The sequence below is a fragment of the Rhodopseudomonas sp. RCAM05734 genome, assembly GCF_052658035.1.
Map to the genome: position 1 here is coordinate 5,634,853 of NZ_CP199742.1, position 14,708 is coordinate 5,649,560.

A 14,708-nucleotide genomic window follows, 5' to 3' on the forward strand; every position below is an offset into this window, starting at 1 on the left:
CTGACGGCGCACCGGGCGACATATGGGCATGACCCGGTTTGCCATTCTCCTGACTTGCATCACCCTCGCAGCAGCCGCGCACGCGCAGCCGGCGCCGCCGACCACGCCCGAATGGTTCGCCAGCGCCGCTGCGAGGCTGCCCGCCGGTTACGTCGCCGGCCAGGTGTTCCATATTGATAAGGCAAACGCGGAATCGCCCGTCGCCTACCTCGCCGCCTATCCCGCCGACGCCAACAATCCAACCACGGCGGCCAGCGCGTTCGAGCCCGGCGACATGCTGGTGGCGACGTTGGCACGCGTCGATGGGCGCCTCGCCGCCGTGACCGGCGAGCTTCGCCCGCGCGATCCCGGTCTGACCGGCAACATCCCGCGCGAGAACAGCGCCGCGCGCACCGAGGCAGACTATCGCGTGCTGCACGCCGAATTGCTGACGCGGCGCAGCGATTTGCCGGCAGGCGTCATGCCGTGCGACCTGCGGGCCTGGACAGCCGATACCGATCGCCGGGGCCTCAACGTCCGCGCGCAGCCGGACGCCAGGTCCACCGTGCTAGGCACGCTGCCGGCGCCGTACAAGTTCAAGAGCAAGGGCGAGAACGTCCCCGACGGCGGCTGGCTGACGGAGTTCACCATCCTCGGCTTCAAGGATGGCTGGTTCCTGATCGAGGGCGCAACGCCGCCGGGCAAGGACTACGAGGACCCGCGCGTCTATCCGCGCAACCACCCCAGGCCCTATGCCGGCCGCGGCTGGGTCGCGGCGAACAAGGTCGGCGCCAACTATGCCAATGGCGACACCCGCATGGGCGGGCTGTTTCAGGCGCCGCACATCGACGCGCAATGGCTGCCGGCGACCGGCGATGGCGGCAGCCCCATCAGCGCCGATGGCGGTCCCAAGAAGCTGCTCGCCTGCAGCGGCTTCTGGGCGCTGGTGCAAAGCTATGACGGCGTCCGCGGCTGGTGGCGGCGGCTGTGCTCAAGCCAGGTGACCAACTGCAGTTGAGACAGGCCCTCCGTCATTGCGGGAGGGCTCGCTATCAGCCGAGGTTCAGCTCCTTGAAGAAGTCGTTGCCCTTGTCGTCGATGATGATGAATGCCGGGAAATCCTCGACCTCGATGCGCCAGATCGCTTCCATGCCAAGCTCGGGATATTCCACCACCTCGACCTTCTTGATGCAGTGCTCGGCGAGATTCGCCGCGGAGCCGCCGATCGAGCCGAGATAGAAGCCGCCGTGCTTCTTGCAGGCCTCGCGCACCGCCACGGCGCGGTTGCCCTTGGCCACCATCACCATCGAGCCGCCCGCCGCCTGGAACAGGTCAACGAAGGAGTCCATGCGGCCGGCGGTGGTCGGGCCGAACGCACCGGAGGCGTAGCCGTCGGGCGTCTTAGCCGGGCCGGCATAGTACACCGGATGGTTCTTGAAGTAGTCGGGCAGCGGCTCGCCCTTTTCCAGGCGCTCGCGCAGCTTGGCGTGCGCCGAGTCGCGCGCCACGATCATGGTGCCGGTGAGCGACAGCCGGGTCTTGGTCGGATACTTCGACAACGTCGACAGGATATCCTTCATCGGCTGGTTGAGGTCGATCTTGACGACGTCGCCGCCGAGCGCCTCTTCCACCGCCGGAAGGTACTTCGCCGGATTGTGCTCGAGTTCCTCTAGATAGACGCCGTCCTTGGTGATCTTGCCGAGCACCTGGCGGTCCGCAGAGCACGACACGCCGAGCCCGATCGGCAACGACGCGCCGTGGCGCGGCAGCCGGATGACGCGCACGTCGTGGCAGAAATACTTGCCGCCGAACTGCGCGCCGACGCCGGAAGCCTGCGTCATCTTGAGGATTTCCTGCTCCATCTCCAGATCGCGGAACGCGTTGCCGTTCTCCGATCCCGTGGTCGGCAGTGCGTCGAGATAGCGGGCGGAAGCCAGCTTCACCGTCTTCATGCACAACTCGGCCGAGGTGCCGCCGATCACGATCGCCAGATGGTACGGCGGGCACGCGGCAGTGCCGAGCGTCATGATCTTCTCTTTCAGATAGGCCAGCATGCGGTCCTTCGTCAGCACCGAGGGCGTCGCCTGAAACAGGAAGCTCTTGTTGGCGCTGCCGCCGCCCTTGGCCATGAACATAAACTTGTAGGCGTCATCGCCCTCGGCATAGATCTCGCACTGCGCCGGCATGTTGTTGGCGGTGTTCTTTTCCTCGTACATCGACAGCGGTGCCACCTGCGAATAGCGCAGGTTGCGGCGCAGATAGGCGTCGCGGGCGCCCTCCGAGAGCGCGGCCTCGTCGTCGCCATCGGACAGCACGTTCGAGCCCTTCTTGCCCATGATGATGGCGGTGCCGGTGTCCTGGCACATGGGCAGCACGCCGCCAGCGGCGATGTTGGCGTTCTTCAGGAAGTCGAAGGCCACGAACTTGTCGTTCGGGCTGGCCTCGGAGTCGTCGAGGATGTTGCGCAGCCGCTGCAGATGGCCCGGCCGCAGGTAGTGGTTGATGTCGCCGAACGCCGCTTCGGACAGCGCCCGGAGCGCCTCGCGCGACACCACCAGCATGTCCTTGCCCAGCACCTTCTCGACCCGCACGCCCTCCGTGGTGATCTTGCGGTAGGGCGTGGTGTCCGGCCCCAGCGGAAACAGCGGCGTGTGCTTGTAGGGCGGGACGGCTTTCGGGGTCGGGATGGCGATGGGGGCGTTCATGGGGATGCCTCGAAGGGACGGGTTTTCGGGTCTTGTAGGCGCTTTTCTCCACGTTTTGAAGCGCTCAAAACTAGGGGGCAGTTTTGAGGATTTGGTGCCACAGGGCGGCGTTTGGGACGCGTCACTCGCGATCGCGATCCTGTGCGGTGTGGAATATCGCGGCTATGACGATCCGATCGCGCTTCTGGTCAATCTCATAGACCAGTACGTAGGGTAGCCGCGGAACCACCCACTCCCGCGTGCCCGGAAAGCGGCCGGGATGCCCCATTGAGGGGAATACGGTCAACATTTCAGCGCTGCTGAAAAGCCGGTCCATGACGAGTTCTGCGGTTATCCGGCTATCCTGTGCAAGCCATACAAAAATGCTGTCGAGGTCGGCGGCGGCTCGTTCATCGAAAACGAGCTTCATGTCGCGGGATCAGGAACGAAGCCGCGCGATGCGTTCGCGCACTTGTTCGAGGCTCAGGAGTTTTCGGTCGGTGTCGGCGATGCGACGCCCCACCTCGGCTACCTGCGCGTCGGTCAACTGGACTTCGCGCCGGTGCTTGACGTATTCGAGAAGCGCACCGGCGGCGGCATCCTGCTCGCCATCCGGCAATTGTTCGATCTGCCGCAGGGCAAGTTCGAGAAGCTTGGTCATGGCAGCAGCTTATCATATGGCGCAACGTATTCCACCATCTTGCGCCGGACCCTCGCGCAGGGTTTGATGGCACCCGGGGGTACCATGATCAAAACATCCGCACTTCTTCCGTCGCTCGCTTTGCTTGCCTTCTTTTCCGCCTCGCCGGCCCGCGCCGACCGTTGCGACGATCTCGCCCGCCAGCCGAAGAGCCAGATCGACGGCCTCAGCGTCGGGCGTACCGCCGCCAACGTGATCTACCTCTCGCATCCCGCAGCGAAACAGATCCGGCTCGGCTGCGCCAGCCGCAGCGTCAGCAATGAACTGTTTGCCGAAGCCGACAGCCGCAAGCCGCAGCCGGCGTTCTTCGATCTGGTGGCCGGCGCCGCGGCCATCGTCTTCACGATTCCAAAAGCCGACACGCTGAAAGGTGCCACGCGCTGTATCGGCCGCATGGGGCTGTTGCGCGGCGACGACGTCGCCACACGCTTCCGCCGCCTCAACATGCGCTGCACCCGCAGCAAGACCGCCGCCGCCATTTCCATCTCGCGCGGCAAGGACGAGTAATCGGTAGCTCACTACGGGCTTTCACCGGCATTTTAACGACCACGACGGCCCGCTGTTTACCATCGCCGCGAAATGACCGCCTGAGATCCAAGTTGACCGAACACATTCATGACTCGTTGTTTCCGTGGGGCCAAGGTCGGCCGATACGAACCGGAAAACGAGGATTGGATTGATGAGCAGTATTTCAAGCGTCACCACGTCGCCGCCGCTGGCTCCCCCGCAGCCGGTAGAAGCCAAGGCGCCGGATGTGGTGCGGGACGTGAAAGCGGACAACGATCGCGACGACGCGCGCACCAACCCGCCGACCCCGCCGGCCCCTTTGCCGCCTGGCCAGGGCACGCGGATCGACCAGATCGCCTGATCGCGACGGCGCCTCCGGCGTCGCACAAAACGACAACGGCCTCGCCCGCTCGGGTTGAGGCCGTTGTCGCGTCGGCGCCTGCATTCAGCGATCCAGCGCCTTGTAGTGCCTGAAGATGCCGTCTTCGTTGAAGGCGATGCGGCGCTCACTTGAGAGGTAGGCCTTGATATTCGGGCGCGTCGCGACGCGGTCATGCAGCGCGATCAAGGCGGGAATCTCCCGCTCGAAGCGCTTCATCCGCTTCGGAAACGCATAGCGCATGCCCTCGACGATCTGGAACAGCGACAGGTCGGCGTAGCTGAGCTTCCGCCCGGTGAGATATGCCCCGCCGCTGCTCTTCAACACCCGCTCGAAGTAACCGAGATATTTCGGCACCCGTTGCTTGAGGAAATCCGCCGCGCGTTGCTTTGCCGGCCCTTTCTGGTCCTCATAATACAGCGAGGTCGCGATCGGATGATGGGTATCGTGCACTTCGGCAACGAAGTCCGTGACCGTCAGCCGCAACTGATGCACCCAGAGCCGGCCGGCCTCCGTCTTCGGTGCCAGGCCATGGCGCGCCCCGAGATAGAGCAGGATATTGGCGGTCTGGCCGATCAACAGCCTGCCGCTTTTGAGGAAGGGCGGCGCGAAGGGCGGCGTGCCGCCCTTCGCCTCCATCATCTTCATCATCGCCGCCGTGCCGCCCTTGCCGCGGGCGACGTCGCTGTAGTCAGCGCCGGCCTCTTCCAGCGCCAGACGGACGTATTCGCCGCGGCCCTGGATAGTCGGCCAGTAGTACAGTTCGTAAGCCATGCAGAACCTCTTCGCGTCTGATCCGAGATTAACGGATTCGCGCGTCGATGGTTCGTTTCATGGCTACGGCGCGCACGTCAATTCGTGGCGAAACAGTACAGCAACCCATCGCCGCCGGTGCTCTTCAGGTCGGCCTGGGAGCAGCCGCCATCGGGACCGCGCGACGGATGCGAGGTGTTCCAGGACTTCGCCGGCGGTTCATCGTTGAGGCCGGTGCGGTCGGCATGGCCAAGCATGGCGGAGCCCTGGGTGCTGCTCGTCCAGTTCTTGCAGGTACGGTCCTCGGTGCCGGCAAACGCGGTGCCGTCGGCTTGCGATCCGGTCAGGATGTCATGGCGGTTCGGCGTGTCGCCGCGTCCGTTGATGACCTCGCCCTTTTCGCTCAGGGCGGTCTGTTTGGACAGATTGTTGGCGCCATGCAATTCGGCGACGTCCTTGGCGATCACGACGCCTTTGGCATTTTTCCATGGTCCAGCGCCGATGCGATCGCGCGCGTTGATCGCCGGCTTGCCGTCAGCAGCCTGGGTCGACAGATAAGCGCGCCACGTCCTGGCGCCCGCGCCAGCGGCCTGCGCCAGCGTCTGGCACTGGTTGTCGGCACCGGCGAGACCGCCGAGATTGCCGCCATTGCCGATGCCCATGCTGGTGACAAAGAAGCTGGTGTCGGCGCCTTGCGCCACAGCAGGCTTCCCGGCGGCAAGACTGACTGCAAGGGCGCCGGCGCACAGGCCAAGGCGCGAGATCGTCATAAAGCGTGCAGGCATCGTATCCTCCCATGATTTTTATGAATGCTGAATTGACTCAGCATTGCCACTGATCAACACGGCGGTCGGCGGATTATTCCCGGCTTGCCGGGAATCAGAATTTGAATCCGTGCAAAGAAAAAGGCGCCGCGAAAAACCGCGACGCCTTCCTCAACTTGATGATGCAGAACCTCAGGCCTGCTGGATCGCCGACAGCTCCCAGTTCGAACCCTTCGGCCGCACGAAGGTCCAGACTTCGGTGGCTTCGGTGGGCGTCTCGCTGCCGGCAACGAGGCGGTTGGTACCGCGCTCGAGCGTCTTGTCGATCAGCGTAAAGCGCATCGCAACGGAAGCGTAGTCGGTGTCGCCTTCGCGCCAGGATTCGGCAAGATCGCCCTGCAGCAACTTCACGTTCGACACCTTGTTGATGTCGTTCTTCGCCTTGTTCTCTTCGAGATCCTTGGTGAAGTACGACACCATTTCGGGGGTCGCCAGCGTGTGCAACCTGGCCACGTCCTCGTCCGACCAGGCAGCCTGAATATCGCTCAGGAGCTTTTCGAACGCTTCATAGTCGGCCGGGACGATTTCGAGCGGCGCCGCATTGGCGCCGATGCCGAAACCGGTGCCGGTACGATAGCTGGTCTGGGCGCCCGGGCCGACGTCAGGTCCAGCCGCCGGGCCGGCATAGGCCGACGCGGTCTGGTTGCGACGCTGCCACCACGACATGGCCAGACGGACGACGATGATCACCAGGCCGACCTGCAGCAGCAAGCCGATGATCGACGAGATACCGCCGAGGCCCGAGAACATACCACCACCGAACAGCATGCCGAGCAGGCCGGCGCCGAGGAAGCCGGCGGCCAGACCGCCGAGCATTCCCATACCGGGCCGGTTGAAGAAACCGCCCTTGGCGGCTGCGCCTGCGGCAGGTGCGGTGTTCATGCCGGGCGAGCCCGGCTGGGTCATGGTGCGGTTGAACGGCTGAGCCGCGTTGGGCGCCGTGGAGGTGCTGGGCGGCGCGGAGAAGGTGCGCGTGCCGCGTGAGCCCGAGCTGCTGCCGCCGCCGACGCGAGCGTCGGCCGACGAGAGTGCGAGCATCAACGGCATTGCCACCGACAGGACGACGGCCATCATCTTGACGAGGCCGCGCGTACGTATGGTGAAGTTCATGGCTATTCCCTCAATCCCCGGCAGGGGGAAGCGTGACTAACATGGCGACGCCAGCCTAAAAAGGAAGCACCCATGGGGCGAAATCGCTGCGGCTCTAGGTCGCGGCCCAGGCGGGCTGGTCGCGATCAATGTTGCCGCACCGCAGTAGCCGATATGTGGCGAACAGTATACGGCCGCGGAATCGCCGCCGGCGGCCGGGGCCGCCGATCATCTCACGCCCATTTGCCGCGGACCCTCTGGTAGGCCGGTTCGTGGGGATAGAGGTCGCTTACGCGGGAGCTGTCGCGAGAGCGGCATTGCGCAGCGACGACCGGGAGCGGGCGCGCCGGCAGGTGCGCCGTGTAGCGCAGGGCAAGATCCCAGTCGGTCAGCCGTTCGAGCGACTCATCGAACCCGCCGTAACGAGCGAACAATGTGCGCCGGTGCGCGACAGTGTTCAGATCGATGAAATTCTGCCGCAACAGAATGTCGCGGTTGAAGGGCTCGAACACCAATGCGCCGCCCGCGTCGCCGTGGTGTCGCGTGAGGAGCGCTCCGTACATGAAATCGGTCTCCGGTTCTGCAGCAAACGCGGCGGCAACCGCGGTCAAAAAGTTCGGCAGCGCGACGTTGTCGCTGTCCAGATAGGCAATGATGCCGCCGCGGGCGGCGGCCAGTGCGCGATTGCGCGCACTCGACTGGCCGCGGTGTGGCTGCGTGATAGAGACGACACGACCGTCGTGCAGATACGGTGCAAGAATCTCGTGAGTCATGTCGGTGCTGCCATCATCGACCACGATCAATTCCCAATTCTGGAAGTGTTGGGCAACGATGCTCCGGATAGCATCTTCGATGCAGTGCGCGCGGTTATACGTCGGCATGATCACGGAGATCGCAGGTGCATCGCTTGTCGCGTCGAGCTTAGGCCGTGTTGTGCGGCTGTGATCGAATATCTCGACGAGGCCCCTCTCGAGTAATTCCAGCTTTGTGGCAAAGCGTTCGCTTTGCTGCTGGAGACGAAGATACTCATCCTTGAACACCAGAAGACACATGTACTTGAACAGGCACGGGAACAGCTTTCCGATTGTCACGCGATAGATCGCGCGAAGCAGCCGGATCAGGCTTATACCCATTGCAATGGCTCCAGACATATCGAAAGCGCGCGCAGTCCGACACGAACCCACGACACTGGACGTGCCCAAGGCCTCCGCCTCCCGCGACAATACTTTGACGTTTTGGTTGCTCTGAATTGCTGGAACATGAAGAAGCTGTAATGAGCGCGCCACGCTTGCCGCCATGCAGCAGACCGTCGCTCCCGCCATCGATCGCCCCGGACCGCTGCTATCCGTCAGTCTCGGACGCGCAGCAACGGGAGGCCTGCCGAGCTTGAACTAGCTCGGCCCCATGGTTTCCTTCACCTTGGCAATCAACGCGCTGAGCGCGAACGGCTTCGCCAGGAAGGCGAACTGTTCGTTCTCCGGCAGGCTCTTCTCGAACGCCTCTTCGGCATAGCCCGAGACGAAGATGATCTTGAGGTTGGGATTGCGGGCGCGCATTTCCTTGAGCAGCGTCGGCCCGTCCATCTCCGGCATCACCACGTCGGACACCACCAGATCGACCGCCCCGTCCTGTTCCTCCAGCACTTCCATGGCCTCGATGCCGTTGGAGGCTTCGACCACGGTATAGCCGCGCGAGCGCAATCCACGGGCATTGAGCGAGCGCAGCCCCTCCTCGTCTTCGACCAGCAGGATGGTGCCCTGCCCGGTGAGATCGGCATCGCGCGGCTTGGTCTCGGCCGGCGCTTCCTTGGCCGCTGGAGCGATCGGCGTGGGCTCGGGCGCAACTTCCTTTTCCTGATGATGGCGCGGCAGGAAGATCCGGAACGTGGTGCCCCTGTTGGCTTCGGAGTCCACGTAGATGAAGCCGCCGGTCTGCTTGACGATCCCGTAGACCGTCGAGAGCCCGAGGCCGGTGCCCTTGCCGACTTCCTTGGTCGAGAAGAACGGTTCGAAGATCTTGTCGACGATATCGGCGGGAATACCGGTCCCGGTGTCGCTGACGTCGATGCGGACGTAGTCCGAGGGCGGCATGCCCTTGTAGGACAGGCGCTCGATCTCCTGCACCGGGACGTTCACGGTGCGCACCGTCAGCGTGCCGCCGTCAGGCATCGCGTCGCGCGCATTGACCGCAAGGTTGACGATGACCTGCTCGAACTGGGAGACGTCGACCTTCACCGGCCACAGGTCGCGGCCATGCACCAGATCGAGCTTGACCTTCTCGCCGATCAGGCGGCGCAGCAGCATGGTGAGATCGGAGAGCGCGTCGCCGAGATGCAGCACCTGCGGCCGTAGCGTCTGGCGGCGCGAGAATGCCAGCAGCCGCCGCACCAGCGTCGCGGCGCGCGTGGCATTCTGCTTGATCTGCATGATGTCCTGGAACGACGGGTCGGTCGGCTTGTGCGCGTTCAGCAGGAAGTCGTTGGCCATCATGATGGCCGACAGCACGTTGTTGAAGTCATGGGCAATGCCGCCGGCAAGTTGGCCGACCATGTCCATCTTCTGTGACTGGTTGATCTGGTTTTCCAGCGTGCGCCGCTCGGTGGTCTCCAGCATGTAGACGATGGCGGCTTCGGTCTCGCGCTCGTCTTCCTCGACGGCGGTGACGAAGAACTGGCCCCAACGCTCCTTGGCACCTTCCAGCAGCGCTTCCACCGGCGGGATATCGCCCTGCCCTTCGGCGGCGTGGCCGATAGCCGAGATCAGCAGGCTGCGGTCGCGATCGCTGACCGCGGCGAGGATCGACTTGTTGACCGCGCCCGACGCGCTCAGGCTCTGCGCCAGCTTGGCGAAGCGGGCATTGCCGCGCACCACCGTGCCCGCGCGATCCACCGTCGCGATCGCCATCGGCGTGTGGTCGAAGAAGCGCATGAAGCGCACCTCGGCGGCGCGCTGCGGATCCGAGCGTTCGTCGCGGGCGCGGCTGATCACCAGCGTGCGCGAGGCGCCGGCCACGCCGTCAGCGCCGAAGGCCAGCTTGTGATAGAGCCGCACCGGCATGGTCTTGCCGTTGCGCATCCGCAGGTCGATGTCGAACACTTCGGTTTTGACTTCGCCGGGCACCGGCACGATCGAGGTCAACAGCGAGGCGCCGTCGCCGGACACGATGTCGGTGAGCTTCAATCCGCCGGAGCCGATTTCCGCCAGATCGTGGTCGAGCCAATTGGCCAGCGTAGCGTTGACATACACCAGCTCGCCCTTGGGATTGACCGAGAAGAAACCGCACGGCGCGTGATCGAGATATTCGATGGCGTGCTGCAGTTCCTGGAAGACGTCTTCCTGGCGTTCGCGGTCGCGGGTGATGTCGGCAATGCTCCATACGGCGGACCGCGCTTCGCGCTTGCTGGCGCCGAGTGCACGGACCCGCATCCGCAGCCAGCGGCCATGGGTTCCGTCGCCGGTGGTGACGCGCACCTCCTCCTGCTGCCGCTTGCCCTCGCGGGCCGCCTTGAGCAGCCGGAACACCGCCTCGGAGACGTCGGGATTGCCGATGAAGACCCGCTCCACCGGACGGGCATCCTGCACCGAGGTGGCCCCGGTGAGGGCCAGATAGGCGGCGTTAGCGTAAACGACGTGGCCGCGTGCATCGGTCACCGCAATGCCGTCGAAGGCGTGATCGGTCACCGAGCGCATCATCGGATCGTCGGCGGAGCGGTCTGCGAAGCGGACGATCCCGGCCGCAAAGGCGAACAGCGTGAACAGCCCGACCATCGCCAGCAGGGCCAGCGTTCCCAGAATGTAGGGCTGCGCCTGGGTGCGCCCGAGCGTCATGAAGGCCACCGCCGCGGCGATGATGGCGCCGGCGATCAGGAGCACCAGCAGGATGCTGCCGCTGCGCCGGGCCGGCTCCTGCGTCGTCATCGACGTGTGCGGGAGATCGTGGTCAGTCTCGGCGGTCATCGGACGATTTGCGGCCTGTTGAATGGGTTGCAGCACGCCAGCGCGCGCTCTCCTGAGTGCCTCAATCGGACCGGCAAGCGCAAGCGCCACATGGGGTCATTTGCCGCCAATCCCCTCATTTGCGGCCCAGACGGGCACGAATCCGGCCAATATCGTCCCGTCACGTCCGGCGCCCGGACAGGCCGCGCTTCAGACCCATGACATAGCCGATGATTTCGGCGACGGCATGGTAGTGCTCCACGGGGATTTCCTCGTCGATTTTCACCACTGCGTAGAGCGCCCGCGCCAGCGGCACGTTCTCGACGATCGGGATGTCGTGGACGCCGGCGATCTCCCTGATCTTGAGCGCCACGGCATCGACGCCCTTGGCCACGCAGATCGGCGCGGTCATGCCGCGTTCGTAGGACAGGGCCACGGCGTAGTGGGTCGGGTTGGTGATGATCACCGATGCCTTGGGCACCGCGGCCATCATGCGCTTCTTCATCCGCTGATGGCGAAGCTGGCGGATCTTGCCCTTGATGTGGGGATCGCCTTCCGACTGCTTGTGTTCGTCCTTGACCTCCTGCAGCGACATCTTCTGCTTTTCGTACCAGGTGCGGTACTGGAAGAAGAAGTCGGCGATGGCGATCGCCGTCAGCATCACAACCACGGCCCCCATCAGCTGCAGCGCCAGCGTTATGGTCACGCCCATGATCACCGCGGGGTCGAGCCGGATCATGGCGTCCATGCGATGACGCTCCGGCCACAGCACCGCGCACATCACCGCGCCGAGCGCGATCAGCTTGAACAGTCCTTTGAGGAAGGTGGCCCCCGCCTGCTTGCCGAAGATGCGTTTGAACCCGGCCATCGGCGACAGCTTGCTGAATTTCGGCGTCAGGGACTCGGCCGACCACACGAAGCGATGCTGGATCAGGTTGCCGGCCAGCGCCGACACGATCAGGAACAGGAACGGCATGGCGAGGGCCACAAACACCGCCAGGCACAGGCTCTGCGCCAGTTGCAGCAGGCCCGGCCCGTCGGTCCTGATCATCCAGGAATTGGCGATCAGGTTGCGCATCGGCATTTCCAGGCCGGTGCCGATCGAGCCGCCGAACGACGACAGCACCAGCGTGGCGCCGCCCATCAGGAACCAGGTATTGACCTCTTGGCTTTTGGCGACATCGCCGCGCTGGTGAGCGTCGTCGAGCCGCTTTTGCGTAGGGTCCTGTGTTTTCTCTGAGTCGCTGTCGTCAGACATCGTTCATGCTTTCAGGGACGTGACGTTCAGGTGAGCGGCATCATCTGGTGCAGGACACCGACAAAGTAGTCGAGATAGGTGCCCATGATCGTCGACAGCACCGCCGCGAAGATCATCAGACCGACCATGATCGAGAGCGGTACGCCGACGAAATAGACCTGCATCTGCGGCATCAGCTTTGCCAGCACGCCGAGCCCCATGTTGAACACCAGGCCAAACACGAGGAACGGCGCCGACAGCCGAATGCCGATCTTGAAGGCCGCGGAGAAGGCCCGGGTGGCGAGGGCGGCGACGTCGCCTGACGGCATCACCTCACCCGGCGAGAAGATCTTGTAGCTGTCATTCAGCGCGGCGATCACCAGATGGTGGCTGTCGGTGGCGAAAAGCATGCTGATGCCAAGCAGGGTCAGGAAATTGCCCACCAGCACGCCCTGCTGACCCTGGGTCGGATCGATCGAGCTGACGAAGCCGAGGCCGAGCTGCTGGGCGATGACCATGCCCGCGACCTGCAGCGCCGACAGCGTCACCCGCGCCGTGGCACCCAGCACGATACCGATGATGATTTCCTGCAGCATCAGAACCAGCAGCGGCACCATGGACCCCATGTCGACGCGAAAATCAGCTTGGTGCAGCGGCAGGATGACAAGGGTCAGCGCCAGCGCGATCGACAGCTTGGCGCGCACCGGGATATTGGCCTCGCCAAGCCCCGGCATCAGCATCACCATCGCGCCGACGCGAGCGAACACCAGCATGAAAGCGGCGGCGAGCGCGGGCAGAAGCGAGACGTCGATCTCGCATGGGGGCTCGAACAGGTGCATCAGCCACCGATGATTCGGGACGATATGCGCATCATATAGCTTTGCAGCGCATCCGACATGAACGGAAGCGCCAGGATCAGGGTGGCAAAGATGGCCAGGATCTTTGGCACGAACACCAGCGTCTGCTCCTGGATCTGGGTCAACGCCTGCACCAGCGACACCACGACGCCGACCACCAGGCCGACCACCATCAGCGGCGACGAGACGATCACGATGGTCCAGACAGCGTCGCGCGCGAGGTCGAGGGTTTCAGCGCCAGTCATTGGGATATTCCTTGCATCACTCGGTCGTCACGGTGGGAGCGCGTCTTCGCGCGTCTCGAACCATGAGATGTGTCGCCCATCCTTCGAGACGCGGCCAAGCGGCCGCTCCTCAGGATGAGGCAGAGCTAGATCGACATCTTCATGATGTCTTCGTAGGACTGGATGACCCGATCGCGCACCGACACCAGGGTCGATACCGCGACGTCGGTCTCGGCCACCGCGGTCACCACATCCATGACATTGGCCTTGCCCGAGGCCATCGCCATGGCCTGATGGTCGGACTTGCGGCCGGCGTCCATAACGCTGCCGATGGCATCCTTGAGCATCGCGCCGAACGATTGACCGCCGCTGTCAGCGGTCTTGCCGACTCCCATGCCGGCGCTGCCGGCGGAGTCCATGATGCGGGCGAGGCTTGCATAGGCGTTGCTTGCGACTGTCGGTGATACCATGGCTCAGGTTTCCTGTTCAGGCCTTGAGAATATCGAGCGTGCGCTGGATCATCCGGCGGGTCGCGCTGATGATGTTGAGGTTCGCCTCGTAGGACCGCTGCGCTTCCCGCATGTCGGTCATTTCAATCAACGGATTGACGTTGGGATATTTGACGTTGCCGGCGGCGTCGGCGGATGGATTGCTGGGCTCGTACTTCATGCGGAAGGCCGAGTTGTCGGGCCGGACGCGGCCCATCGACACCACCTTGGCATCCAGCGTGCGGTCCAATTCGGAGACGAAGGTCGGCACCTTGCGACGATACGGATCGCCGCCCGCCGTCGCCGAGGTCGATTCTGCGTTGGCGATGTTCTCCGAGATGACCCGCATGCGTCCGGCCTGGGCGCGCAGGCCGGACGTCGCGATGCCCATCGATCTGGCGAAGTCGCTGCTGTTGTCGGTCATGGCGTGAGCTTCCTGGGATCCTTGCTACGGTCCTTGACCATCAGCGTTTGCCGATGGCGGTTTTCAGCAGGCCGAGGCTGCGGGTGTAGAGCGAGGTCGCCGCCGCGTAGTCCATCTGGTTGGCGGACACCTTGAGCATTTCGTCCTCGATATTGACGGCATTGCTGGAGGGCCGGGTCTCGTAACCGCGGGGGCGCCCCGCCCCGAAGCTGCTGCTGGCCCCGGCCGGGATGATGTTGGTGCCGTCGGCACGCATCATCGGGAGAGCGCCCATGCCGCCGCCTACATTGTTGCCGGCGTTATCGAATTTGGGTTCCACGAGGTCGCGCGGCTTGAAATTCGGCGTATCCGAATTGGAGATGTTCTCCGCGAGCACGCGCTGGCGCTCCTGATGCCACTGCATCTTGGTGCGCAACGCCGCCAACTCGGGTAGATCGCTGATGGCCATCGGCTGCTCTCCCTGTGATCTCCGGGCGCCGGCCCCTGAGGTAGGCAGAATTTGCCGTCCTCATGGTTAACGTTCGGTTAATTTGAGCCGCGGATGTGTCCCGAAACGGCATAGGGAGCTGCAAAACATCGGCTCGGCGGACCGACCAACGCTTTTTCGCCCGAATTGGTGCGTTAACCA

17 protein-coding genes are annotated in these 14,708 nt (G+C 64.1%); 3 read left to right on the plus strand and 14 right to left on the minus strand.

The features are described 5' to 3' along the window. The first annotated feature begins 28 nt into the window (after positions 1–28). Positions 29–997 (plus strand): SH3 domain-containing protein, encoded by a 969-nt coding sequence (locus ACUXVA_RS26920; protein WP_445489186.1) that lies wholly within the window; start codon positions 29–31, stop codon positions 995–997. Between the two features lie 34 nt (positions 998–1,031). Here the strand turns inward: ACUXVA_RS26920 and ACUXVA_RS26925 are convergent, their stop codons facing one another. From ACUXVA_RS26925 to ACUXVA_RS26935, 3 genes are all read right to left on the minus strand, one after another. Then, entirely contained in the window at positions 1,032–2,684 is a 1,653-nt protein-coding gene (locus ACUXVA_RS26925; RefSeq protein WP_445489188.1) for a fumarate hydratase, read from the minus strand. 121 nt (positions 2,685–2,805) lie between these two features. Beyond that, the gene (locus ACUXVA_RS26930) at positions 2,806–3,093 is read right to left on the minus strand and encodes a type II toxin-antitoxin system RelE/ParE family toxin (protein WP_445489190.1); all 288 of its coding nucleotides are present in this window, start codon (positions 3,091–3,093) and stop codon (positions 2,806–2,808) included. A 9-nt stretch (positions 3,094–3,102) separates the two neighbouring features. Then, positions 3,103–3,324, minus strand: a complete 222-nt coding sequence (locus tag ACUXVA_RS26935; RefSeq protein WP_265082866.1) for a hypothetical protein — start codon at positions 3,322–3,324, stop codon at positions 3,103–3,105. 84 nt (positions 3,325–3,408) lie between these two features. On the opposite strand from ACUXVA_RS26935, the gene ACUXVA_RS26940 reads away from it, so the two are divergent. After that, positions 3,409–3,870: a hypothetical protein gene (locus tag ACUXVA_RS26940; RefSeq protein WP_445489192.1), complete on the plus strand. Its 462-nt coding sequence runs from the start codon at positions 3,409–3,411 to the stop codon at positions 3,868–3,870. Between the two features lie 172 nt (positions 3,871–4,042). Continuing rightward, positions 4,043–4,231, plus strand: a complete 189-nt coding sequence (locus ACUXVA_RS26945) for a hypothetical protein (protein ID WP_265082864.1) — start codon at positions 4,043–4,045, stop codon at positions 4,229–4,231. An 84-nt stretch (positions 4,232–4,315) separates the two neighbouring features. Here the strand turns inward: ACUXVA_RS26945 and ACUXVA_RS26950 are convergent, their stop codons facing one another. The 11 genes from ACUXVA_RS26950 to flgB form a co-directional block, all read right to left on the minus strand. Continuing rightward, the gene (locus ACUXVA_RS26950) at positions 4,316–5,023 is read right to left on the minus strand and encodes a glutathione S-transferase (RefSeq protein ID WP_445489195.1); all 708 of its coding nucleotides are present in this window, start codon (positions 5,021–5,023) and stop codon (positions 4,316–4,318) included. Between the two features lie 77 nt (positions 5,024–5,100). Further along, positions 5,101–5,772 (minus strand): lectin, encoded by a 672-nt coding sequence (locus ACUXVA_RS26955; RefSeq protein ID WP_265083635.1) that lies wholly within the window; start codon positions 5,770–5,772, stop codon positions 5,101–5,103. 186 nt (positions 5,773–5,958) lie between these two features. Then, positions 5,959–6,936 (minus strand): Tim44 domain-containing protein, encoded by a 978-nt coding sequence (locus tag ACUXVA_RS26960; RefSeq protein WP_265082862.1) that lies wholly within the window; start codon positions 6,934–6,936, stop codon positions 5,959–5,961. A gap of 212 nt (positions 6,937–7,148) precedes the next feature. After that, positions 7,149–8,048, minus strand: a complete 900-nt coding sequence (locus ACUXVA_RS26965) for a glycosyltransferase (RefSeq protein WP_445489197.1) — start codon at positions 8,046–8,048, stop codon at positions 7,149–7,151. Positions 8,049–8,306: 258 nt separating this feature from the next. Next, positions 8,307–10,871: a cell cycle histidine kinase CckA gene (gene cckA / locus ACUXVA_RS26970; protein WP_445489199.1), complete on the minus strand. Its 2,565-nt coding sequence runs from the start codon at positions 10,869–10,871 to the stop codon at positions 8,307–8,309. A 160-nt stretch (positions 10,872–11,031) separates the two neighbouring features. Continuing rightward, positions 11,032–12,108 (minus strand): flagellar biosynthesis protein FlhB, encoded by a 1,077-nt coding sequence (flhB, locus tag ACUXVA_RS26975; RefSeq protein ID WP_265082859.1) that lies wholly within the window; start codon positions 12,106–12,108, stop codon positions 11,032–11,034. 26 nt (positions 12,109–12,134) lie between these two features. Beyond that, positions 12,135–12,926 carry a flagellar biosynthetic protein FliR gene (gene fliR, locus ACUXVA_RS26980; protein ID WP_445489202.1) on the minus strand — a complete coding sequence of 264 codons (792 nt, stop codon included), beginning with the start codon at positions 12,924–12,926 and terminating at the stop codon, positions 12,135–12,137. Next, complete coding sequence (fliQ, locus tag ACUXVA_RS26985) at positions 12,926–13,189, minus strand: flagellar biosynthesis protein FliQ (RefSeq protein ID WP_265082857.1); 264 nt, start codon at positions 13,187–13,189, stop codon at positions 12,926–12,928. Before fliQ ends, fliR begins: the two co-directional genes overlap by 1 nt. Before the next feature lie 125 nt (positions 13,190–13,314). Further along, a complete protein-coding gene (fliE, locus tag ACUXVA_RS26990) occupies positions 13,315–13,638 on the minus strand; it encodes a flagellar hook-basal body complex protein FliE (RefSeq protein ID WP_265082856.1) in 324 nt (107 codons plus the stop codon). Positions 13,639–13,654: 16 nt separating this feature from the next. Beyond that, positions 13,655–14,080 (minus strand): flagellar basal body rod protein FlgC, encoded by a 426-nt coding sequence (flgC, locus tag ACUXVA_RS26995; protein ID WP_265082855.1) that lies wholly within the window; start codon positions 14,078–14,080, stop codon positions 13,655–13,657. Positions 14,081–14,120: 40 nt separating this feature from the next. Further along, on the minus strand, positions 14,121–14,528 hold the full coding sequence (gene flgB, locus ACUXVA_RS27000; protein ID WP_265082854.1) for a flagellar basal body rod protein FlgB: 408 nt from the start codon (positions 14,526–14,528) through the stop codon (positions 14,121–14,123). Positions 14,529–14,708: the final 180 nt, after the last annotated feature.

Bases quoted from the DNA above. Each gene is read 5' to 3' on its own strand.
- ACUXVA_RS26920 (WP_445489186.1), top strand. From the start codon at position 29: ATGACCCGGTTTGCCATTCTCCTGACTTGCATCACCCTCGCAGCAGCC.
- ACUXVA_RS26925 (WP_445489188.1), bottom strand. From the start codon at position 2,684: ATGAACGCCCCCATCGCCATCCCGACCCCGAAAGCCGTCCCGCCCTAC.
- ACUXVA_RS26930 (WP_445489190.1), bottom strand. From the start codon at position 3,093: ATGAAGCTCGTTTTCGATGAACGAGCCGCCGCCGACCTCGACAGCATT.
- ACUXVA_RS26935 (WP_265082866.1), bottom strand. From the start codon at position 3,324: ATGACCAAGCTTCTCGAACTTGCCCTGCGGCAGATCGAACAATTGCCG.
- ACUXVA_RS26940 (WP_445489192.1), top strand. From the start codon at position 3,409: ATGATCAAAACATCCGCACTTCTTCCGTCGCTCGCTTTGCTTGCCTTC.
- ACUXVA_RS26945 (WP_265082864.1), top strand. From the start codon at position 4,043: ATGAGCAGTATTTCAAGCGTCACCACGTCGCCGCCGCTGGCTCCCCCG.
- ACUXVA_RS26950 (WP_445489195.1), bottom strand. From the start codon at position 5,023: ATGGCTTACGAACTGTACTACTGGCCGACTATCCAGGGCCGCGGCGAA.
- ACUXVA_RS26955 (WP_265083635.1), bottom strand. From the start codon at position 5,772: ATGACGATCTCGCGCCTTGGCCTGTGCGCCGGCGCCCTTGCAGTCAGT.
- ACUXVA_RS26960 (WP_265082862.1), bottom strand. From the start codon at position 6,936: ATGAACTTCACCATACGTACGCGCGGCCTCGTCAAGATGATGGCCGTC.
- ACUXVA_RS26965 (WP_445489197.1), bottom strand. From the start codon at position 8,048: ATGGGTATAAGCCTGATCCGGCTGCTTCGCGCGATCTATCGCGTGACA.
- cckA (WP_445489199.1), bottom strand. From the start codon at position 10,871: ATGACCGCCGAGACTGACCACGATCTCCCGCACACGTCGATGACGACG.
- flhB (WP_265082859.1), bottom strand. From the start codon at position 12,108: ATGTCTGACGACAGCGACTCAGAGAAAACACAGGACCCTACGCAAAAG.
- fliR (WP_445489202.1), bottom strand. From the start codon at position 12,926: ATGCACCTGTTCGAGCCCCCATGCGAGATCGACGTCTCGCTTCTGCCC.
- fliQ (WP_265082857.1), bottom strand. From the start codon at position 13,189: ATGACTGGCGCTGAAACCCTCGACCTCGCGCGCGACGCTGTCTGGACC.
- fliE (WP_265082856.1), bottom strand. From the start codon at position 13,638: ATGGTATCACCGACAGTCGCAAGCAACGCCTATGCAAGCCTCGCCCGC.
- flgC (WP_265082855.1), bottom strand. From the start codon at position 14,080: ATGACCGACAACAGCAGCGACTTCGCCAGATCGATGGGCATCGCGACG.
- flgB (WP_265082854.1), bottom strand. From the start codon at position 14,528: ATGGCCATCAGCGATCTACCCGAGTTGGCGGCGTTGCGCACCAAGATG.